Annotated in this window: 15 protein-coding genes; 4 read left to right on the forward strand and 11 right to left on the reverse strand. The window is 63.2% G+C overall.

Features of this window, described 5'->3' with window-relative positions; all coding sequences use genetic code 11:
* Window positions 1-26: 26 nt before the first annotated feature.
* The 11 genes from IPM12_11715 to IPM12_11765 all read right to left on the reverse strand — a co-directional run bounded on the left by IPM12_11715 (window position 27) and on the right by IPM12_11765 (window position 12,826).
* Window positions 27-983: a lytic transglycosylase domain-containing protein gene (locus tag IPM12_11715; protein MBK9148466.1), complete on the reverse strand. Its 957-nt coding sequence runs from the start codon at window positions 981-983 to the stop codon at window positions 27-29.
* Window positions 980-2,077, reverse strand: coding sequence for an undecaprenyl/decaprenyl-phosphate alpha-N-acetylglucosaminyl 1-phosphate transferase (locus IPM12_11720; GenBank protein MBK9148467.1), 1,098 nt, complete (start codon window positions 2,075-2,077; stop codon window positions 980-982). Before IPM12_11720 ends, IPM12_11715 begins: the two co-directional genes overlap by 4 nt.
* Window positions 2,067-2,615 carry a dTDP-4-dehydrorhamnose 3,5-epimerase gene (gene rfbC, locus IPM12_11725; GenBank protein MBK9148468.1) on the reverse strand — a complete coding sequence of 183 codons (549 nt, stop codon included), beginning with the start codon at window positions 2,613-2,615 and terminating at the stop codon, window positions 2,067-2,069. The genes IPM12_11720 and rfbC overlap by 11 nt, the downstream gene beginning before the upstream one ends.
* Window positions 2,612-5,080, reverse strand: a complete 2,469-nt coding sequence (locus IPM12_11730) for a polysaccharide biosynthesis tyrosine autokinase (protein ID MBK9148469.1) — start codon at window positions 5,078-5,080, stop codon at window positions 2,612-2,614. Before IPM12_11730 ends, rfbC begins: the two co-directional genes overlap by 4 nt.
* 11 nt (window positions 5,081-5,091) lie before the next feature.
* Entirely contained in the window at window positions 5,092-5,874 is a 783-nt protein-coding gene (locus IPM12_11735) for a polysaccharide biosynthesis/export family protein (protein ID MBK9148470.1), read from the reverse strand.
* Between the two features lie 35 nt (window positions 5,875-5,909).
* Window positions 5,910-7,136, reverse strand: coding sequence for a glycosyltransferase (locus tag IPM12_11740; protein ID MBK9148471.1), 1,227 nt, complete (start codon window positions 7,134-7,136; stop codon window positions 5,910-5,912).
* Window positions 7,137-7,162: 26 nt separating this feature from the next.
* The gene (asnB, locus tag IPM12_11745; protein ID MBK9148472.1) at window positions 7,163-9,052 is read right to left on the reverse strand and encodes an asparagine synthase (glutamine-hydrolyzing); all 1,890 of its coding nucleotides are present in this window, start codon (window positions 9,050-9,052) and stop codon (window positions 7,163-7,165) included.
* Between the two features lie 82 nt (window positions 9,053-9,134).
* Window positions 9,135-10,523, reverse strand: coding sequence for a dihydrolipoyl dehydrogenase (lpdA, locus tag IPM12_11750; protein ID MBK9148473.1), 1,389 nt, complete (start codon window positions 10,521-10,523; stop codon window positions 9,135-9,137).
* Between the two features lie 145 nt (window positions 10,524-10,668).
* Window positions 10,669-11,043 carry a DUF805 domain-containing protein gene (locus IPM12_11755; protein ID MBK9148474.1) on the reverse strand — a complete coding sequence of 125 codons (375 nt, stop codon included), beginning with the start codon at window positions 11,041-11,043 and terminating at the stop codon, window positions 10,669-10,671.
* A gap of 78 nt (window positions 11,044-11,121) precedes the next feature.
* Window positions 11,122-11,937 (reverse strand): hypothetical protein, encoded by an 816-nt coding sequence (locus IPM12_11760; GenBank protein ID MBK9148475.1) that lies wholly within the window; start codon window positions 11,935-11,937, stop codon window positions 11,122-11,124.
* 79 nt (window positions 11,938-12,016) lie between these two features.
* Entirely contained in the window at window positions 12,017-12,826 is an 810-nt protein-coding gene (locus IPM12_11765; GenBank protein MBK9148476.1) for a 2,3,4,5-tetrahydropyridine-2,6-dicarboxylate N-succinyltransferase, read from the reverse strand.
* Between the two features lie 132 nt (window positions 12,827-12,958).
* Between IPM12_11765 and ruvX the strand changes: the two genes are divergently transcribed.
* The 4 genes from ruvX (at window position 12,959) to IPM12_11785 (ending at window position 20,489) form a co-directional block, all read left to right on the forward strand.
* Window positions 12,959-13,369: a Holliday junction resolvase RuvX gene (gene ruvX / locus IPM12_11770; GenBank protein MBK9148477.1), complete on the forward strand. Its 411-nt coding sequence runs from the start codon at window positions 12,959-12,961 to the stop codon at window positions 13,367-13,369.
* A gap of 336 nt (window positions 13,370-13,705) precedes the next feature.
* Window positions 13,706-17,212 (forward strand): gliding motility-associated C-terminal domain-containing protein, encoded by a 3,507-nt coding sequence (locus IPM12_11775; protein ID MBK9148478.1) that lies wholly within the window; start codon window positions 13,706-13,708, stop codon window positions 17,210-17,212.
* Window positions 17,209-18,216 (forward strand): PorP/SprF family type IX secretion system membrane protein, encoded by a 1,008-nt coding sequence (locus IPM12_11780; GenBank protein ID MBK9148479.1) that lies wholly within the window; start codon window positions 17,209-17,211, stop codon window positions 18,214-18,216. Before IPM12_11775 ends, IPM12_11780 begins: the two co-directional genes overlap by 4 nt.
* Window positions 18,217-18,269: 53 nt before the next feature.
* The gene (locus IPM12_11785; protein ID MBK9148480.1) at window positions 18,270-20,489 is read left to right on the forward strand and encodes a DUF1573 domain-containing protein; all 2,220 of its coding nucleotides are present in this window, start codon (window positions 18,270-18,272) and stop codon (window positions 20,487-20,489) included.
* Window positions 20,490-20,586: the final 97 nt, after the last annotated feature.

Genomic DNA, 20,586 nt, shown 5'->3' on the forward strand with positions numbered 1-20,586 from the left:
GGTAACGGGGCCGCAAAGGTGGCGACTTACTCCGCCGCCGCGTCATGGAAGCCTTCGGCAGGCAGCAGGATGGCATAGGAGCGCCCCGCTTTGTTGGTGAGCCGGGCATCGCGGAGCCATGGGTTCAGGATCTTCACGGTCTTGTAATCCGTGCCGTGTTCCTGCGCAAAGGCGGCAATGTCCTCAATCGGCCCATTGACTTCCACGGACCGTGTGCGGTAGGGCGGATACAGGTCCTGGTTGCGCAAATGGAAGCCATAGCGCTCAGGGTCCCTGATGATCTCCTTCATGGCCAGTATGCGGAACACGTACCGGCTCGTCTCCTCGGGCAGCAGAAGGTCGAAGTAGTTCTCCTTCTTCTGGCGCCCGAGTTGCTTGTCCACGCCGCCGCTCCCCAGGTTGTATGCGGCGGCGGCTAAAGCCCAGTTGCCATGCTTCTCATACGATTTCTTCAAGTACCGGCATGCGGCTACGGTGCTCTTCTCCACATGGTAGCGCTCATCCACCTCTCCATTCACCTCGAGCCCGTGCGCTTGGGCGGTCTCCTTCATGAATTGCCAGTAACCGGTGGCGCCCATAGGTGAAACGGCATTGGTGAAATTGCTCTCCACCAGCGCCAGGAACTTCATGTCATCGGGAACGCCTTCGCGGCGCAGCACTTCCTCGATCAGCGGGAACCAGCGGTTGGCGCGTTTGTGGGCCAGCAGGGTGTTGCTCTGCCAATAGGTGTTCACGAGCAGCTCGCGATCGAGGCGCTCACGCACATCGATCCGATCCATGGGCACCGGCTCGCCGCAGAAGCTCACCTGCGCCGGCAGGGTGAGGCTGAATACCTGGTAGCCGTTGTTGAAGCGCTGCCGGTGGTCCAGGTCCGTGCCTTCGTTGCTCGCTGAAGACATGAGGACATTGCTGGCCAAGGATGCCGCTATCATCAGCAGCAATAGGCCCATGGCACGGGCGATCAGTGAGAGCGGGGTTTTCATGCGCCGGGCTTGGTGCGATGGGTGATCGTGAACAGGCTGCAGAAGACGAGCAGGCCGTATGAAACGAACAGCACCGTATGCAGGTTCTCCCACACGGCGATGAAACGGGCGATGGAGAATGCCAGGAATGCATTCACCAAGCTGAGCCCGATGAATACCAAGGCCACCTGCCCGTCGCTCAACCCCAGGTAGCTCAGGTGGTGCGTCGTATGGTCACGCCCACCCACGAACGGACTATGGCCGCGCATGATCCGGTTGATGGTGACCGTGGCGGTATCGGCGATGGGGAGCAGGAATACGATCAAGGGCATGAGCATCTGGCGCGCAGGCTCCCATGCGCCGGAAGGCGATGGAGCGTTCCAGAAGAAGCGGATGCCCACGAAGGCGATGAGCACGCCGATGAACTGGCTGCCCGTATCGCCCATGAACATGCGCGACGGATTCCAGTTGTAGAAGAGGAAGCCGGCCAGTGCGGCCATGGTTCCCACCAGGAGCACCATGTACACCGGATCCATGGTATCGGTGCCGATCATCACCACCACAGCGGCGGATAGGATGGCAATGCTGACCGAGGTGGCCACGGCATCCATGTTGTCGAGCATGTTGATGGAATTCATCATGCCCACGACCCAGAAGAGCGTCAGTGCGATGTTCGCCCAGCGCGCTTCGAAGAGGTCGATGCTGGTCCCGCTGGCCACGAGGATGGCTCCGCAGGCGATCTGCACGATGAACTTGAGCACCGGCCGGGTATTGTAGGCGTCATCGGCCAGGCCCATGAGGAAGCCGAGGGAGGTGGCGGCCAGCAGCCCCAGGAGCTCGGGCCGCAGCACGGTCACTTCGCCGGGGAAGAGCACCCCATGCAAGGTGAAGCAGGCCAGGAACAGGATGTAGAACCCGATGCCGCCGAACGCCGGCTTGTGGCTCGCGCTCCAGCGCTCGAGCATCTCATCCTTCTCGCGCATGCCCAGGGTCCGGGCGAAGCGCATGAAGAGCGAGTTGACCAGCAGGCTGAAGACCAACGCCGCGAAGAACAGGCCGGAGTAGATGAGGAAGAGCTGCGCGCCGCTGTAGGTCATGGCGCGGTCACTTGGCAAGATGCCAGGGCCCGTCGAAGGCGAAGCCCGCGCGGTCCTTCTCGCTCACGATAGGCGAAGCGATCCCCCAGTCGATCCCCAGCGCAGGATCATCCCATCGGATGGTGCGCTCCGAGCCGGGTTGGTAATACGCCGTGCACTTGTAGTTGAAGACGGTGGCATCCTCCAAGGCCGCGAAGCCATGGGCGAAGCCAGGAGGCACCCAGAGCATCGCAGGGTCATCGGACGCCAGGCGCACCTTCACGTGCCGCCCGTAGGTCGGGCTCTCCGGGCGGATGTCCACGCACACATCCATCGCCGCTCCGCGCGAGACCCGCACGAGCTTGCCCTGTGCATGCGGTTCAAGCTGGAAGTGCAGGCCGCGCAGCACGCCGGCGCTCGACACGCTCTCATTGTCCTGCACGAACCGCTGCTCCCCGATGGCCTCATCCATGGCCCGTTGGCTCCAGGTCTCCATGAACGATCCGCGCTCATCGGTGAAGCGCCGGGGGCGCAGCAGCACAAGGCCGGCGATGGGGTAGGTTTCCTTGTCGATCATGATCGCCCGAAGAGGTTGGCCAGGAAACCGGCCTTGCCGCGCTTGCTGGAGGGCCTTTCCTCGTAGTAGCCGCCCGCATACCCGCTGCCGTACCCATAGCCATAGCCGTAACCATAGCCGTAGCCGTAGTTGTAGCCGTAGCGGTTGCGGTCCACGTCAACGCCATTGAGCACGCAGCTCAGTCGCTTGATGCTGTTCTCGTTGATCAATCGGTCCACGTTCTGCACGAAGTGCTTCTTGCTGTAGTCGCTGCGGAAGATGTAGATGGGGTAATCGGCCAGTTGGATCATGGGGATGCCGTCGGTGACGAGCCCAACCGGCGGATTATCGAGCAGCACCACATCGTAGCGCTGCTTGAGCTCGGCGATCACCTCGAGCATGCGCGGACTGATGATGAGCTCCGAGGGGTTGGGCGGGATGGGCCCGGCAGTGATGTAATCGAGGCCCTCGAGGTTGCTCTTTCGGATGCAGTCATCAAGGCTGTCCTTCCCGATCAGAACGGTGCTCATCCCGCGCGCATTGTCCACGTCGAAGCCCAAGTGGATCTTGGGTTTGCGCATGTCCAGGTCGAGGATGATCACCCGCTTGCCGCTGTACGAGATGATGCCGGCCAGGTTCATCGCCACGAAGGTCTTGCCCTCGCCGGAGATGGTGCTGGTGATGGCCACCACCTTCGGCCCTGCCGTGTTGTCCACGAACTGCATGTTGGTGCGCACCGTCCGGAAGGCCTCCGCGATCAGGCTCTTGGGGTTCTTGTCGATCAGCAGCTCGGAGACCGGGATGTCATACTTGTATTTGGGCACCATGCCCAGGATGCCGATGCTGGCGTGGCTCAGCTTGGCCACGTCATTGAGCGTGGTGATGTTGTCGTGCAGGATATAGCGGATCAGCAGGATCACCAGGCAGAGTATGATGCCCGCCATGAGGTATGAGGCGATCACCACTTCCTTGTTCGGCGATACGGGTGAGGCGGAGAGCGCGGCGCTCTGCAGGATCCTGTTCTGCGGCACGAAGCCGGCTTTGCTGATGCGGTACTCCACCTCTTTCTCGAGCAGAAGCATGTAGTACTTCTGGTTGATGCTGAAGACGCGCTCCACGCGGCTGTACTCGATCTCCTTCTCGGGCAGCACCCTGAACTTCCCATCGAGTATGCCCAGTTGGCGGCTCAGGTCGGCGCGCTGCTGCTCGGCGCTCTCACGCAGCCTCCTCACGGTCTCCAGCAGAACGCGCTTCTGCACCCGGATGCGCTCTTCTGCGGCAGCCAGTCCGGGGTGGCGGCCGGTGGCATCCTCTTGGATCAGGTCGCGCTTCTCGATCAGCTGCTGGAGGTCACGCAGCGGCATGCTCAGGGTCGATTCGTACTTGGTGCCCAGCAGCAGCGGCAGCAGGTCCTGCGCGCTGATGTCGCTCCCATCGCCGCCGCTGGACTTCTCCATCGCCTTCAGCAGCTCCACGTCCAGGGTATGGCGCACCAGCTCGTCCTCGTACGTGTTCGATCGCTCCAGGAGCAGCGGGGCCAACGATCCCATGTCACTCACGCGGTTCTCGCTCTGCAGGCCCTGCATCACCAGCTCCGAGTCCCGCAGCTCCTTGTAAGCCGTGTCCTTCTGCGAGCGGATGAAGCTGATCACGCTGGCGGCGCTGCTGCTCTGGCGCTGCACATCGTAGTCGATGAAGGTCTCGGCGAGCGACTGGGCCAGGTCCCGGGCCACGTAAGGGTTGGGGTCGCGGCACGTGATGTCAACCACTTTGGTAGCGTAATCGAGCGAGGTGAGCCACACCTGGCCGGCGTACTTCTCCACCAGCCGGTCGGGGCTGTTGATCTTGAAGTAGAAGGTGGACTTCGCATCGGGATCGCTCAGGATCGGCGTGTCGCTCACATCGATGAACGCGGAGAAGTGCGGCATGGACACCAGGCCCCCGCGCGGGAAGGCATCGGTGAAGGTGCGCCCGCCGGCGGTGTAGGTGAGGGCCACTTCATCCGGCTTGGTGAAATCCAGGAACACGGGCTGGTCGAGAACGATGTTGTCGGCCACCACCAGGTCGCGCAGCTTGAAGAAGGAGTGCACGTAGTACTCCTCCGTGAGGATCTGCCCCTTGTTGAAGTAGCTAACGCGCAGCGGCAGCCGGTCGAGTGCCATGCCCAGGAAGAAGCGGCTGCGCATGAATTCGAGGTCCACGGCGAAGTTCTGCTCCTCCATGAAGCTGTTCATGAGCAGCACCTGCTTGGCCTGGTTGCTGCCGCCCAGCTGCAATTGCGACTTCGATTCATGGATGGGCACGGTATAGCGCAGGTACAAGGCCGCCGAGGCTCCGGCCATCATCAGCACGAGCACCACCCAAGGCATGCTCCGGCGCAGGATGTAGATGAAGAGGCCTAGGTCGAACTCGTTGCTGAAGTTCGTGATCCGCTGCCTGTAGCTCTCGAAGCTTACCGCACGGCTGGTGACCTCTTCTGCGACCATCAGCGCTGCGCTTATCGGGCGAATCCGCGCACCACGCCGATCACGAGCACGATGCTGGTGAGCAGGGTGATGATGGGGGTGAGGTCCTGCAGCGCTTCCCGCACCAGTTCGGGGTTGGGCTGCACGTAAACGATGTCATCGCCTTGCAGCACGATGTCCGCATACCGCAGGCCATCAATGTCCGATAGATCGAACTCATGCACCGCTCGGCCACCATCCTCCTTCAACCGGAAGAGCTTGACGCGCCGCGCATCGCCGCGCTTGGCCAAACCGCCAGCCATGGCCAGGGCTTCCATGAGCGTGGTGTTGTTGTTCTCCAGCGGGATCACCCGGGCATCGCCTCCGCCGCCGGGGAAGACCACCACCCGGCGGTTGACCACCAGCAACTGCACATAAGGCCTCTGGTAGTACACGGCATAGCGCTCTTCCATGTATGCCTCTGCCTCACGGAGCGTGTAGCCTGAGAGCTGCACGCGGCCGAGCAGCGGGAGCTTGCATTGCCCGTCGCTCTCGAGCACGTAGTTGAAGCTGATGCGGTTCAGGAAGGCCGCCTCGCGCGTGCCGCCCTCGCTCACCAGGTCGATCATCTTGAAGCCGTCGTTCGCGAAGAGCCGGAATTGGACCACATCGTTCGGCTGCAGCCGCACCCGGCGCGAGGCGTCGCCGGTATCACGGAACGCCTCGTACTGGTGATCCAGCGGCGTCTTGAACATGATGTCCCGGTTGATGGTGCAGCCCGTGGCCAGCACGGCCGCTGCCACGGCGCCCCCAAGGGCTCGGAGTGAAATGCGCATGTGCGGCCAAATGTAGCGATCGGCCATCGGTGCCTCTAGGCCAGGAGCTCGCGGTAGAGCCGCGCGGTGTCGTTCACCAAGCGGGTGAAGTGGTACCGCTCGCGCACGAAGTCCCAGCCGCCCTGCCCCATGCGGTGCCGAAGGCTCTCGCTCCGGGCCAGGCGCTCCAAGGCATCGGCAAGGCCGTCGGCATCGCCCGAGGGGCAGAGCAGCGCCGTTTTCCCGGCGCTCACGATGTTGCGGATGCCGCCCACATCGGTGCTCACCACAGGCCGGTTGCTCGCCTGCGCTTCGATCAGGCTCACCGGAGTGCCCTCGTTCAGGCTGGTGAGCATGGCGATGTCGAGCCCGGCGTTCACGATGTCCACCTCCTTGATCCAGCTCGTGAAGGTCACTTCGGCCGGCTTCACCATGGGCTTGCCGTTCACGCCGTGCCCGAAGGGATGCCCGTTGAAGTAGGGACCGTTGGCTTGGCTCAGGCCGCGCCGCGCGGTCTCCGCCTGCAGGCGCTCTCGCTCCTCGCCATCGCCCACGATGAAGGCGCGCAGTTTCAGGCCGGAGCGTTCCCGCACCCGCGCGACCACATCCAGGAAGAGGTCGTGGTTCTTGATCGGCACTAGGCGGCCCACGATGCCCACGGCGATTTCGTCCGCAGCCACCCCATACACGTGCCGGAAGAGCGACCGCTTGCGCTCCTGCTCCACCTGGAAGGGCATCAGGTCGAAGCCCAAGGGGATCACTTCCACTTTTGAGCCATCGCAGATGCGGTGCTCATCCACCAGTTCCTCGCGCTGCCGGTCGCTGATCGCGATGATCCGATGGGTCCGCTTCGCCAGGAAGCGCTCAATGCTCTTGTAGAGCGCGGTGCGCACAGGGCCGAAATAGCTGTGGAACACATGCCCGTGGAAGGTATGCACGATGCCTCTCACGCCGAGGTCAGCGGCGGCCATGCGGCCCACGGCACCAGCTTTGGCCGCATGCGTGTGCACGATATCGGGCTTGAAGTCCTTGATCACCTGCTTGATCCGGCGGTAGGCGCTACGGTCGCGCCAAGGCGCCACCTCGCGCTGGAGTTCCGGGAGGATCATGGGCTCCACGCCCAGGCTCCGGGTGATGTGATGGCTGGCGGCCTCGCTGAATTCCTGGCTGCCGCCCACCAGCAGGGTCTCGAACTCCGGTGCCATGTACCGCGTGAGGTAGGCCGCGTTGTGCGTGGGGCCACCCAGGTTGAAGCGGTTGAGGATCTGGAGTACGCGGGGCATTGCGGTCGGCGAAAGTAACCCGGCTGTCAGATGGAGGAGGCTTTGATCCGCCTCGTTTTCCACCACGCCATGAAGACGAGCAGGGCATGCACGGTTGCCTGTGCATCGCCGGGCGATGGGGATCGCAGGCGCTGCATGATCTCATGCACCGATTCCGCATCGAAGCCGGCTTCGCGCAGATCGCCGGAACTGAGCAGCTCGTGCTGCAAGGGCCGCAAGGGTCCCAGCAGCAAGGCGCGCATGGGCACTTCGAATCCTTGCTTGCGGCGCTTGATGATCGCGGTTGGCAACCGATCCGCGAACGCTTCGCGCAGGATCGCTTTGCCCAGGCCGCGCCGCAATTTCATTTCCGCCGGCAGCGCGAGCGCAAACTCCGCCACGCGGTGATCGAGGAAGGGCGTCCGCACCTCGAGGCCGTGGGCCATGCTGGTGAGATCCACCTTGTTCAGCATGTCGTTGGGCAGCACGGTCAGCATATCGGCGAGGAGGAAGCCGTTCATGCCTTCGAGCTGACTCACGCCACGCGCCAGGTGATCCGCGCGCGCGTCCAAGGGTATCGGGAAGACCGGTTGGGGCACAAGCCGGTCCGCATCGCGATCCGGATCCCGATCCGCCAGCCTCAGCCAGCGCTGCTCGGGGGATCCACCAGCATGGGTCGCGAAGCGGTGCAGCATCCGGAAGGCATCCGTGAGGCGGTTATTTCGAGACTTCGGCAACAATCGCCACAAGGGCCGTAGCGCGATCACGGCCTTGTCAATGACCGATGGATCCATGAGCCGCAATTGCGCCTGGTGCTTGCGGTAGCCGCCGAAGAGCTCATCGGCGCCGTCGCCGCTCAGGGCCACGGTGACCTGCTTGCGTGCCTCGCGGGCCAGGATGAAGGCGGGCAGCGCGCTGCTGTCGGCGAAGGGCTCGTCGATGCAGCCGAGGAAGTCCGTGTACGCCTCGGCCAGGTCATCGGTGGTGAGGCGGATGCTGGTGTGCTCAGTCCCGATGTGCCGCGCGGCTTCTTCGGCGAAGCGGGTCTCGTCGAAATATGGCGCATCAGCGTAGCCGATGCTGAAGGTGCGCAAACCCTTCCGATGGCCTGCGGCCAATGCGCATACGATGCTGCTATCGAGCCCGCCGCTGAGGAAGGCGCCAATGGGCACATCGCTGTTCAGGCGCTGCCGAACGGAATCGTCGAGCAGTTCTTGGAGCCGGCCTTTTGGATCGGAACTCGCTTCGGTTCGCTTAGCGGCCCTAACCGCATCGTACCAACGGCTCCGCTCAACGCCCTTCGCGCTCACACGGAGCAGTTCGCCAGGCTCCAGTTTCCGCAGCTCCTTCAGCGCGCTCCATGGCGCTGGGATGTAATGGTAGGTGAAGTACTGGTGCACGCTCTGCGGATCGACCTCGCCAGTCGCGCCCAAGGCCTCCAAGGCCCTCAACTCACTGGCGAAGAGCAAGCGGCCATCTTGCTCGCAGTACCAGAGCGGCTTCTCGCCGAAGCGGTCGCGCGCGAGCAGCAATTCATCCTTATCCGCATCGTGGATGGCCAATGCGAAGAAGCCGTTGATCTCATGCAGGATGCCCTCGCCCTTCAGCGTGAAGAGCCGAAGCACCACCTCCGTATCACTCTGACTGCGGAAGCGGTGTCCTGCAGCTTCTAGCTGAGCGCGCAGTTCCTGGTAGTTGAAGGCTTCACCGTTGAAGGCTATCGTGAAGCGCCTGCCATCATCGGTGAAGGGCTGGTGCGCCGCCGGGCTGGTGTCGATGACGCTCAGCCGGCGATGGCCCAGCACCGTGCGTCCGCTGCGATAGACGCCTTCATCATCGGGGCCGCGGTGCGCGAGGCAGCGCAAGGCCGTTTCGATGCGGTCAACGGAGGGCGGTCGGCTGGGATCGAACTGGTATGAACCGGCGATGCCGCACATGCTATTCCGCTGAACGCAAATGTCGGCGCATGGTGGCCGGTCCCACCATGGATCCACCTTTCGGGTCGGACATGTCCGACCCCTACAGGTGGATCACCTCGCCGTAGGCCGCCGCTGCCGCCTCCATGATGGCTTCGCTCATGGTGGGGTGGGGGTGAACGGTCTTGATGATCTCGTGGCCGGTGGTCTCCAGCTTGCGGATGCTCACGCACTCGGCGATCATCTCGGTCACGTTCATGCCGATCATGTGCGCGCCCAGCAGCTCGCCGTACTTGGCGTCGAAGATCAGCTTCACGAATCCGTCCTTGTTGCCGCCCGCGCTGGCCTTGCCGCTGGCGCTGAAGGGGAACTTGCCCACCTTGATCGACAGGCCCTTCTCCTTGCATTGCTTCTCGGTCATGCCCACGCTGGCCACCTCGGGGCTGCAATAGGTGCAGCCGGGGATGTTGCCATAATCGAGCGTGTGCGGGTTCTGCCCGGCGATCTTCTCCACGCAGATGATGCCCTCCGCGCTGGCCACGTGCGCCAGTGCTTGTCCGGGCGTGCAATCGCCGATGGCGTAGTAGCCGGGCATGTTGGTGGCGTAGTAGCCATCGACCTTGATCTTGCCCTTGTCGGTCACGATGCCCACCTCTTCGAGCCCGATGCCTTCGAGGTTGGCGGCGATGCCGACCGCGCTGAGCACGATGTCGCACTCGATCTTCTTCTCGCCAGCGGCGTTCTTCACGGTCACCACGCAGCCCTTGCCCTTGGTGTCAACGCTGGTCACTTCCGAAGAGACCATCACCTCGATGCCCTGCTTCTTGAAGCTCTTCTCGAGCTGCTTGCTCACGTCCTCATCCTCCACCGGGACGATGTTCGGCATGAACTCCACCAGCGTGACCTTGGTGCCGATGGCAGCATAGAAGTACGCGAACTCGCTGCCGATGGCGCCGCTGCCCACCACTACCATGCTCTTGGGCTGTTCAGGCAGCACCATGGCCTCGCGGTAGCCGATGATCTTCTTGCCGTCCTGCGGCAGGTTAGGCAGCGCACGGCTGCGCGCGCCGGTGGCGATGATGATGTGCTTGCCTTCCACCACGCTCTTCTTCCCGTCGGCGGCAGTGACTTCGATCTTGCGGCCTGGCATCAGCTTGCCGGTGCCCATCACCACATCGATCTTGTTCTTCTTCATCAGGAACTGCACGCCTTTGCTCATGCCATCGGCAACGCCTCGGCTGCGCGCCACCATGGCCTTCAGGTCAGGTTTGCCCTCGCCCACGGTGATGCCATAATCCTTGGCGTGGCTGATGTACTCGAACACCTGCGCGCTCTTCAGCAGCGCCTTGGTGGGGATGCAGCCCCAGTTGAGGCAGATGCCGCCGAGGCTCTCGCGTTCCACGATGGCGGTCTTCAGGCCGAGTTGGCTGGCACGGATGGCGGCAACGTAGCCGCCGGGGCCGCTGCCGAGGACGATCAGGTCGTAGCTCATGGTGATTGGAATGGCCCGTTTCGGGCGGGCGAATGTAGCCATGCCCACGTGTCCCGGCTGATGGCGCCAGTGGCTGCCCAAGTGGGCTGAAAGCGAAAGGGCCATCCTTGCGGATAGCCCTTTCAAGCGTGAAATTGAAGGCGACTCAGGCCATGGCTCCCTCCTTCGGATTCTCACCATACTCGTTCGCGCCGGGCTTGCTGTCCGTGACCAATAGCACGAGCAACCAGATGGCACCGATGATCGGGATGAGCGCGATCAGGATGAACCAGCCGCTCTTGCCCACATCGTGCAGGCGACGCACCGCCACGGCGAGACCGGGCAGGAAGGTGGCCAATGCATAAAGCGCGTAAATGGGGCCGTATCCCGTCATCGGGCTCGCAAGGCCGGCCACATTGTCCAGCACCATCGCTGCAACCGCGAAGATGATGTTGAAGAGCGTGAACATCCAGTACTCCTTCCGGCGCGCACGGCCTTTGAATCCGACGTAGTTCTTGAGTGCTTTCAGAAACCAGTTCATGTGTGATGGGGTTTGGTTGCAAGCAAGGATAACGGCTTTTGCGATCCGCTGGATCCAGATTCGCCCAATTGGCCCCAATCACTTGTTCGCCTTCTCCGTGCGCTCCCGATCAACGGGGAGTGCCAGCGGCTCCATGCTGAAGGGCCCTTTGGCGGTCTCGGTGAACGCGTCGTTCCAGGCCACGGTGAGGGTGGTGAACTGCATGTCGGCGATCTTGGCGGGGATCTCGGCCACCACGCTGAAGTCCTCGGTGCCGCCCGCTTCCAGGAGCACGGGCTTCGACTTGCTCTTCTCGTTGGCGAAGGCCTGGCCGCTGGGCAGCTTCACGCTGATCCGGCTGGGGTTAACGATGCCCATGGCGCTGCCGGTGTACTGCACGCTGAAGCGCGCCACGGTCTTGTCGGTCTCCTTCGAGAGGTCCTTCAGGTTGAGCTTGAACGGACCAGCGCTCATGGCATTGGTGCTGGCGGGCAGGCTGAACTCATCCATCGCGGTCACGCGGCCCATGCCCGGGGCCATCTGCAGGCCATCGGCGAAAACGAGCACCGGTGATTCGTGCTGGTAGGTACTGGCGCCATAGGCATCCAGCGTCTTGGCCTCGCTGTCGAAGGGGCGCACCACGAAGGGCTTCTCCTTGAAGCGCGCAACGGCGTCGCCCATCACATACCGGAAGCGGCTCGGATCGACGAACAGGTAGTCGCCGGTCTTGTTCGTCACCTTCATCCTGAACTTGCAGAGGGTGAGCTCCCCGATGGCGTCCATGACCTCCACGGTGATGCCGCCCGTGGTGCCGCTCGCATTGGAATAGAGGAAGCGGTGCTTGGCCTTATAGGCGGTTTGCGCCGATGCGGTGAGCCCGATGAGGAAGATGGCGAGCAGTGCGGTTGTTCTCATGGCATTTCTGGATTGGGCCGGCGCTCCGTGAAAATTGTGCCGGACATGCGGTCGATTCGTGGTTGCCGAAGTTCGGGGTTCAAACGGCCACGCTGTGCTCGCGCAGCGCTTCATTCAAGGAGGTCTTCTTGTCCGTGCTCTCCTTGCGCTGGCCAATGATGAGCGCGCAGGGCACGCCGTACGCGCCGGCCGCGAAGGTCTTCGGCACGGTGCCGGGGATCACCACGCTGCGCGGCGGCACCATGCCCTTCATCTCCACCGGCTCAGGACCCGTCACATCAATGATGCGCGTGCTGGCCGTGAGCACCACATTGGCGCCGAGCACCGCCTCGCTGCATACGCGCACGCCTTCCACCACGATGGCGCGCGAGCCGATGAAGCAGCCATCCTCGATGATCACTGGAGCTGCCTGCACCGGCTCCAGCACACCCCCGATGCCCACGCCGCCGCTCAGGTGCACGTGCCTGCCGATCTGCGCGCAGCTGCCCACGGTGGCCCAGGTATCCACCATGGTGCCTTCGCCCACATGGGCGCCGATGTTCACGTAGCTCGGCATCAGGATCACGCCCGGCGCCAGGTAGCTGCCGTGCCGCGCGATGGCATGCGGCACCACACGCACGCCGAGCTGCGCATAGCGCCGCTTCAGCGGGATCTTGTCGTGGAACTCCAGCGGCCCCACCTCATACGTGTGCATCTGCTTGATGGGGAAGTACATGATCACCGCCTTCTTCACCCAGTCGTTCACCTTCCAGCCGCCCATGCCATCGGGTTCCGCCACCCGCACTTCGCCGCGGTCGAGCTTCTCCACCACGGCCTCAATGTGATTCACCACCTCCGCATCGCGCAGCAGGTTGCGGTCCTCCCACGCTTTCTCGATGAGTTCGTGCATGGGTCAAAGATGCGAGTTGAGGGTTGCAGGTTGATGGGCGGTTGAGAGTTGGTCCCAACCTTCAAACTACAAACGGTCAGTCCGAGCGGAGCGAAGGACCAACCATCAACCGAAGAACCCCACCTTCGCCCCATGCCACGCGTCATCGCCATCGACTTCGGACTGAAACGGACCGGGCTGGCCGTCACCGATCCGCTGCGCATCATCGCCTCGGCACTGGAAACGGTGGAGAGCAAGGAGCTCATGGCCTTCTTGATCGAGTACTGCGCCCGTGAACCGGTGGACGGTTTCGTGATCGGCCTGCCCGTGAACCTCGATGGCAGCGATACCGATGTGACCCCGAATGTCCGACTGCTCGCCGATGCGCTGCGCAAGCGATTCCCCGCGCACTTCGTGGAACTGGCCGATGAGCGCTTCACCAGCAAGCTCGCGCAGCAGACCTTGCTCGCCAGCGGCAAAGGCCGCATGGCCCGGCGCGAGAAAGGGCAGATCGACCGCATCAGCGCGACGATCCTGTTGCAGGATTGGCTCGCCCGGCAATGAGTGGCAGGCGGATGGCGGCCGCCTCATCCTCATCCTATCGATCTTCTTCTCTGGAGGGTCTTCGCCGAAAGTTCCCCAGCCTCCGCATGGTCTCACCGCGCTAGGCCAGCAGGCGTGCAAGGCGGACCCTGCGGCACCGTCCTCTTCAATTGCAGGGATCACAATGGCGCTCATTCGCCGCTGAGGTAGCCGTGCTCCCGATTCGCCTGCGGCGGTGCTATGCGGATGTGACCCGCGATTCACGTTGTCCATGGTCATGCCATCGCTCCTCAGGCCACGCTGCCCGCTCGTCAAGCGTCCATCTTCCACCATGCGCGGCGCTACATTCGGCCGGGCATGAAGCAGGTGCGCAACGGACTCCTCACTTTCCTCGCAGCGATCGCAGCGGTCGCCTGTTCCGGTCAGGCACGCTTCATCGAGAACAAGGGGCAATGGCCCGATGCCGTGCGTTACCGGGCCGAGCTCGATGGCGTGGTGCTTTGGGCGCAGGACGATGCTGTGCTCTTCGCCCTCTTCGACGCGAAGGCCCTGCGCGATGCCCATGCCAATGTGAACGACCCTTTGCCTGAGACACTGCGCCACCACGCCGTGCGCATGCGCTTCGTGAGCGCCACCGCCGGAGCCAGGGCCGATGCAGCGCAGGAGCTCACAGGCCATCACAGCTATTTCCTGGGCAGCGATCAGAAGCGGTGGGCGGGCGGTGCGCGCGCTTTCGCGGAAGTGAGCCTGCGGGAAGTCGCGCCCGGTTGCGATGCCGTGTTCCGCGCAGGCCGCAGCGGCGCGAAGTACGATCTGGTGATCGCCCCGGGCGCCGATCCCGCGGCCATCCGCATCGCATTCGAGGGCGCCGACAAGGTGGAATTGCGCGGCGCAGCGCTGGTGGTGCATACCGCGCTCGGCAGGCTCACGGAGCGAATCCCGATCGCCTACCAGGAGATCAATGGCGAACGGCGGACGGTTCACTGCCGCTACACGCTGAATGATGGCGTCGTCGGCTTCAGGCCCGGCGATTTCGACAAGCTCCACCCGCTCATCATCGATCCCACCTTGCGCTTCGCCACCTACTCAGGGTCCTTCAGCAACAACTTCGGCTACACGGCCAGCTTCGATCAGCTCGGCTTCCTCTACGCCGGCAGCACGGCTTTCGGCAATCAGTTCCCCGTCACCACCGGCGCGTACCAGACGCAATGGGCCGGCGGCGCAGGCCAGCAGAACGGCGGCACCGACATCGCGATCACCAAGTACGACACCACGGGCACCTTCCTCGTGTGGAGCACCTACCTCGGCGGCAACGGCGATGAGATGCCGCACAGCCTGTATGTGGATGGCAATGATCAGCTCGTCGTACTTGGAACAACCGGCTCCACGGATTTCCCGACGCCTGCCACCACCTACGACAACAGTTTCGGCGGTGGCAGCGCGGTGACGCCCGCCGGACTGGGCATTTCCTATCCCAATGGCAGTGACATGGTGGTGGCGCGCCTCAGCCTCGATGGCAGCGCACTGATCGGCAGCACCTACCTCGGAGGTGCCGCGAACGATGGCCTCAATACCGCCACCGGATTGAAATTCAACTACGCCGATGAGGTCCGCGGCGAGGTGCTGCTCGATGCCCAGGGCCGCGTGTGGGTGGTGAGCTGCACACAGACGCCCAACATGCCAACGACCGTTGGTGCGGCACAGACTGCATTCGGCGGCGGAAGCCACGATGGCTATGTGGCGCGCTTCAATCCGCAGCTCACGCAATTGCAGTATGGCAGCTACCTCGGCGGCAGCGCGGCCGATGCGTGCTACAACGGCGACCTCGATGCGCAAGGCCGGTTGTACGTGTGCGGAGGATCGGTGAGCAGCGATCTTCCCGCGAGCAACGGTGCGGTGCAGGGTGCATTCAACGGCGGACCAGCAGATGCCTTCGCGGCTCGCTTCAGCGTGAATGGAAGCACCATAGAACGGCTCACGTACTGGGGAAGCAGCGGTTACGATCAGGCCTACTTCATCGAGTTGGATCAGTTCAGCAATGCCTTTCTCTTCGGGCAGACGAATGCGCCCAGCGGACAGTTGATCCAGAACGCGCCGTACAACATCCCCGGCGGCGGGCAGTTCATCACCAAGCTCGATCCCGAACTGAGCAACGTATTGCTGAGCTCGCGCGTGGGCGCAGGCGATGGCACACCGGACATCTCGCCCACGGCTTTCCTGGTGGATGTCTGCGACAAGATCTACACGAGCGGATGGGGCAGCAGCGCGGGCGGATTGGGCGGCGGCCTCACCACCTCAGGCCTGCCCGTTACGGCCGATGCGCACCAAGGCACCACGGCCGGTCACGACCTCTACCTCGCGGTATTCGACATCGACATGACCGCGCTCGACTACGCCACCTACTACGGCGGTGCGCAGAGCCCCGAGCATGTCGATGGGGGCACGAGTCGTTTCGATCGGCGCGGACGCGTTTACCAGAGCGTGTGCGCCGGCTGCCAGAACAACGACGATTTCCCCACCACGCCGGGGGCCTGGAGCGCCACCAACAACAGCAGCGGCTGCAACAACGGCGTGCTCAAGTTCGATTTCGATGCACCGCTCACCATCGCGGCCTTCCTCGCCCCCGATACGGTTTGCGCGCCCCTGAGCGTCGCCTTCACCAACCTGAGCAGCGGCGCCACGAGCTACCTATGGGATTTCGGCGACACCCAGACATCAACGGCGTTCAGCCCCACGCATAGCTACGCACAGCCCGGCACCTACACCGTGACCCTCACGGCCACCAGTCCAGTAACCTGCAACGGACAGGACATCGCGACGCGCACCGTGACCATCGCGCCAGCGGGTCCATTGCTGCAAGCCATGAACGACACGCTGATCTGCGGCCCGTTGAATTCCTTCGAGCTGATCGCCACCAGTTTCGGAACGGCCGCCACCTGGCATTGGAGCAGCAACGCGCAGTTCACCGACATCCTCAACAGCGCCTTCTCCGACAGCACGGGCACCGTATCGCCCGCCATGAGCGGCACCTATCATATCCGTGTGAGCAATGGCTCCACCTGCACCGCACGTGACAGCGTGCAGGTCACTATTTCACTGGGCGCCATCGCCGTGAGCGGTGAGCAAGGAGTCTGCGCGGGCGATACCGCCGTGCTCACGTTGACCGGCGCAGATCCCGGATCCAGCATTGTATGGTCGCCGGCAGAGGACGTCATCAGTGGGCAAGGCACCTCAACGGCCCGTGTAGCGCCTGTGGAAGCGACCACCTATGGCGTGAGCGTCAGCTCTCCACTTGGCTGTTCGTGGGCCGGCACCGTGACCGTGAATGTCTCGCCGCTATTCGGCAATGCGGTCACAGCCACCGCCGATCAAGTGCTGGTGCTGCCCGGCACCACAGTTCAGTTGCTCGCGACACCGAGCACGGGCGTTACCTATTCATGGCAGCCCGCCGGCGCAGTGAGCGATCCCGCCATCGCGAATCCCACGGCGGTCATTCAGCAGACCACCACCTTCACCGCCACCGTGAGCGACGGCATCTGCACGCGCTCCATACCGGTGACCGTCAGGGTGTATGAATTACGCTGCGAAGAGCCGGACATCTTCGTGCCGAACACCTTCACGCCCAACGGCGACGGCGCGAACGACGTGCTCTTCGTGCGCGGCCGACACATCGCGCGCATGGAATTCAAGGTCTTCGATCGCTGGGGCGAGAAGGTCTTCGAGAGCGTTGATCCTTCATCTGGCTGGAACGGTGAATACAACAGCAAGCTGGTGGATCCGGCGGTATTCGTGTACCACCTGAAGGTCTGGTGCATCGATGGCCAGGAGTATTTCACGAAAGGGAATGTGACAGTCGTGCGATGAAAAGCTGCGCCTCTTTGCTGCTCGTATTCGCCTTGGCATTCCGCTGCGAAGGCCAGGACATCCACTTCTCGCAGTTCTTCAACGTGCCCATGGGATTGAATCCCGGGGCGATCGGGCAGTTCGATGGCGACTACCGGGCGCACGGCGTCTTCCGACAGCAATGGCGATCGGTCACGGTACCCTACCGCACCTTCGGGCTCGGCGGTGATGCGCGCGACTTCAATGGCATCAAGGGCCTCGGCCTCGGCGCCTGGCTCTTCAACGACCGCGCGGGCGACAGCCACATGAACCAGTTCCACTTCAGCATCGGCGGCAGCTGGACCGAGACACTCGATGCGCGCGAGCGCCACTCGCTCACGGTCGGCGCGCAGCTCGGCCTAACCTCGCTCACCATCGACAACAGCGGCCTCAGCTTCGATGCGCAGTACAACGGCTTCACCTACGATCCGAGCCGCGACAATGGCGAGGACTTCCAGCGCTACGGACTGCTGCACGAGGACATCCATGCAGGCATCGTCTATCGCTTCGTGCGCTCACCGCGCAACTGGCTGCAAGCAGGCTTCGGTCTGTTTAACCTCACCCGGCCCGGCGTGGGCTTCCTCAACGAGCCCAGCATCCCGCTCGATCGCCGAGCGGACCTGCATGCACTCATTTCCTTCCGCGTGCATGACGACATCGATCTGCTGCCTGCGATACGGTTGATGGCGCAAGGCACCTTCCGTGAATTCGACCTGGGTGCCAATGCGCGCTACATCCTGCTGCAGCGCTATGGCTTGAAGCGCGCCATCCTCGCAGGCGTTCATCTGCGCGCACGCGATGCTGGCTTCATCTTCGCGGGCCTTGAGCGCGACGGTTGGACCTTCGGCATGAGCTACGACATCAACACCAGCGACCTGGTGCCCGCCAGCCGGAACCGCGGCGCTATCGAATTCACGGCGATCCGCATCTGGAAGAAACGTCCGCCGGTGCCGGTGCGATTCAAAGCTTGTCCCGAGCAATTGTGATGAACCACGGATGGACACCGATGAACACGGATAGGACTTTGGCAAGCACCGTGATGAAGCGATTCTTGGCGTGCATCGTCCTGCTCGTCGCAGCAATCCGGGCGGATGCGCAGAGCATTGAGCAATGGACCCAATGGGGCGATGCCGCCATGGCACGCGGCGAGCATTACGGTGCCACGCGCTTCTACGATGGGGCGCTGGCGATCGACGGCGGACGCATGGGCTTGCAATGGAAGCAGGCGGAGGCTTGCCGATTGAGCCATCAGTACGACCGTGCGGCCACGTTCTATGAGCGCGTGCAGAAGAAGGATCAGGGCCGCACCTACAAAGACGCGCTGCACTGGCTCGGCGAGATGCAGCTGAGCATAAGCGACTACGATGCCGCAGAACGCACCTGGAACAAGGTGCTGCAGAAGGAGAAGGACAAATCGACCGTGCTGGCCAAGCGCGCGGAGAATGCACTCATCGGCTGCGGGCTCTCGCGCACCTTGAGGCTGGACAGCTTGATCGCGTTGGAGCACCTGCCGCAGCCCGTGAACACCTACGACAGTGAGTTCGGGTCGCGAATCGGTCCTGATTCCACGCTGTACTTCGCCAGCCTGCGCGGCAAACTGAACAAGCAAGGCGAAGTGGAGGACACCGCCGCATACCGCACCGTGATCATGCGCCATGGCGCGAAAGGACCAGAACCCATGCCTGCACCGGTGAACGGCCCCGGCGAGAACGCGAACATCGCATGGAGCCTCGATGGGCAATGGGTCCTCTTCACGCGATGCGAAGGCATCTGCCGCATCCATCTCGCGCCGGTTGATCCGGCTGGGCGCATCGGAGAAGCCCGTCTATTGGAAGGTATCGGTGACGACGCGAGCAGCACGCAACCCATGATCGCCTGGTGGGACGGGCGCGAAATGCTGCTCTTCGCGACCGACAGGACCGGCGGTGCAGGCGGCTGGGACATTTGGATGGCCGAGTTTCACAACGGCAGCGTGCGCAACCTCTCAGCGCTCGATCGCTTCGTGAATTCTCCGGGCAACGAGCGCAGCCCTTGGTACGATGAGGCCTCCCGCATGCTCTGGTTCAGCAGTGATTTCCATCCCGGCCTTGGCGGCTACGACATCTTCCGCAGCACCTGGGGAGCCGATGTCTTCAGCCATCCGATCAACGCAGGGCCGCCGATCAACAGCCCGGCCAACGACCTCTATCCCGCCATCTATCCTGCACGCGGTGAATTCTGGCTCACCAGCAACCGCATAGGATCCTTCGCCAATAAGGGCGAGACCTGCTGCAACGACCTCTATCGTTTCCGCCTGCCCACCGACCGCGAACAAGCGGAGACGCCCTTCGCCGCACTGCAAGAGAATGACGTTCAGGAACCGAAAACACCAGCGGAGAGGCTCATCTCCTTCGCGCGCGCCTTCCCGGTGAAGCTCTACTTCCACAACGACGATCCGGAGCCGCGCTCCTGGGCCACCACCACTTCGCAGACCTACGATGATTGTTATGCACGCTACAAGGAGCTGACGGCCGAGTACGAGCGTGAGACGGCTGATGCCGCAGGCGTGCATCGCTTCTATTCGGAGGAAGTCGATGGCGGGTGGCGGGCGCTGGCCGAACTGGAAGGCATCATCTTCCCCGTGCTCGAAGAAGGACGCAGCATCACGCTCGAGGTGCGCGGCCACGCCAGCCCCTTGGCGCGAACCGACTACAACCGGAACCTGAGCATGCGCCGCATCGAGAGCCTGCGCAATCACTTGCGCGTGGTGGATGGCGGCCGATTCATCCCATACCTCGATGGCAACAAGGCCAATGGCGCGCGGCTTACAGTGAAAGAGCTACCCTTCGGCGAGGAGCGGTCGGCCACTGGCGTGAGCGATGACCTGCGCGATACGCAGCGAAGCGTCCACAGCGTGGCCGCCATGACCGAGCGCCGCATCGAAGTGGTGGGCATCGGCATGGAGACACGCACGACGACGAACATGGGCGTGCGAATCGCAAAGCACGTGGGCATGCTGCGGCAGGATGAAGTGCGCACGGTGCCCTACACGCTGGTGAACACCGGATCAACGCCCATGAAGCTCCTGCGCGCCGATGCCGATTGCGGATGCACGACCGCCGAGCTGCCCGATCGGACGCTCGCGCCCGGCGAGAGCGCGGTGGTGGAGGTCACCTTCAATGGCCGTGCGATCATCGGCCCCCTGCTGCGCCTCGTGTACGTAGAGACGGATGGCGACCCATTCCGTTTCGAGCTGGTGCTGGAAGGCGTGGTGGAGTGAGGCGGGAGCCATCTTGGCGGAGGCCTTGTTCAAAACTTCTTGCCAGGAAATTTGGCAAAGGCCCCGATGAAGTGCTTAATTGGGCGTCACAGAATCG

Source organism: Flavobacteriales bacterium, from assembly GCA_016716605.1.
Classification (GTDB): Bacteria; Bacteroidota; Bacteroidia; order Flavobacteriales_F; family PHOS-HE28; genus PHOS-HE28.

What these genes read in the sequence shown, in the direction of transcription:
- IPM12_11735 (MBK9148470.1), bottom strand. Translation starts at nt 5,874, where the DNA reads ATGCGCATTTCACTCCGAGCCCTTGGGGGCGCCGTGGCAGCGGCCGTG.
- asnB (MBK9148472.1), bottom strand. Translation starts at nt 9,052, where the DNA reads ATGTGCGGCATCGCCGGTTCATACCAGTTCGATCCCAGCCGACCGCCC.
- IPM12_11760 (MBK9148475.1), bottom strand. Translation starts at nt 11,937, where the DNA reads ATGAGAACAACCGCACTGCTCGCCATCTTCCTCATCGGGCTCACCGCA.
- IPM12_11785 (MBK9148480.1), top strand. Translation starts at nt 18,270, where the DNA reads ATGAAGCGATTCTTGGCGTGCATCGTCCTGCTCGTCGCAGCAATCCGG.
- IPM12_11755 (MBK9148474.1), bottom strand. Translation starts at nt 11,043, where the DNA reads ATGAACTGGTTTCTGAAAGCACTCAAGAACTACGTCGGATTCAAAGGC.
- IPM12_11780 (MBK9148479.1), top strand. Translation starts at nt 17,209, where the DNA reads ATGAAAAGCTGCGCCTCTTTGCTGCTCGTATTCGCCTTGGCATTCCGC.
- lpdA (MBK9148473.1), bottom strand. Translation starts at nt 10,523, where the DNA reads ATGAGCTACGACCTGATCGTCCTCGGCAGCGGCCCCGGCGGCTACGTT.
- IPM12_11765 (MBK9148476.1), bottom strand. Translation starts at nt 12,826, where the DNA reads ATGCACGAACTCATCGAGAAAGCGTGGGAGGACCGCAACCTGCTGCGC.
- ruvX (MBK9148477.1), top strand. Translation starts at nt 12,959, where the DNA reads ATGCCACGCGTCATCGCCATCGACTTCGGACTGAAACGGACCGGGCTG.
- IPM12_11730 (MBK9148469.1), bottom strand. Translation starts at nt 5,080, where the DNA reads ATGGTCGCAGAAGAGGTCACCAGCCGTGCGGTAAGCTTCGAGAGCTAC.
- IPM12_11715 (MBK9148466.1), bottom strand. Translation starts at nt 983, where the DNA reads ATGAAAACCCCGCTCTCACTGATCGCCCGTGCCATGGGCCTATTGCTG.
- rfbC (MBK9148468.1), bottom strand. Translation starts at nt 2,615, where the DNA reads ATGATCGACAAGGAAACCTACCCCATCGCCGGCCTTGTGCTGCTGCGC.
- IPM12_11740 (MBK9148471.1), bottom strand. Translation starts at nt 7,136, where the DNA reads ATGCCCCGCGTACTCCAGATCCTCAACCGCTTCAACCTGGGTGGCCCC.
- IPM12_11775 (MBK9148478.1), top strand. Translation starts at nt 13,706, where the DNA reads ATGAAGCAGGTGCGCAACGGACTCCTCACTTTCCTCGCAGCGATCGCA.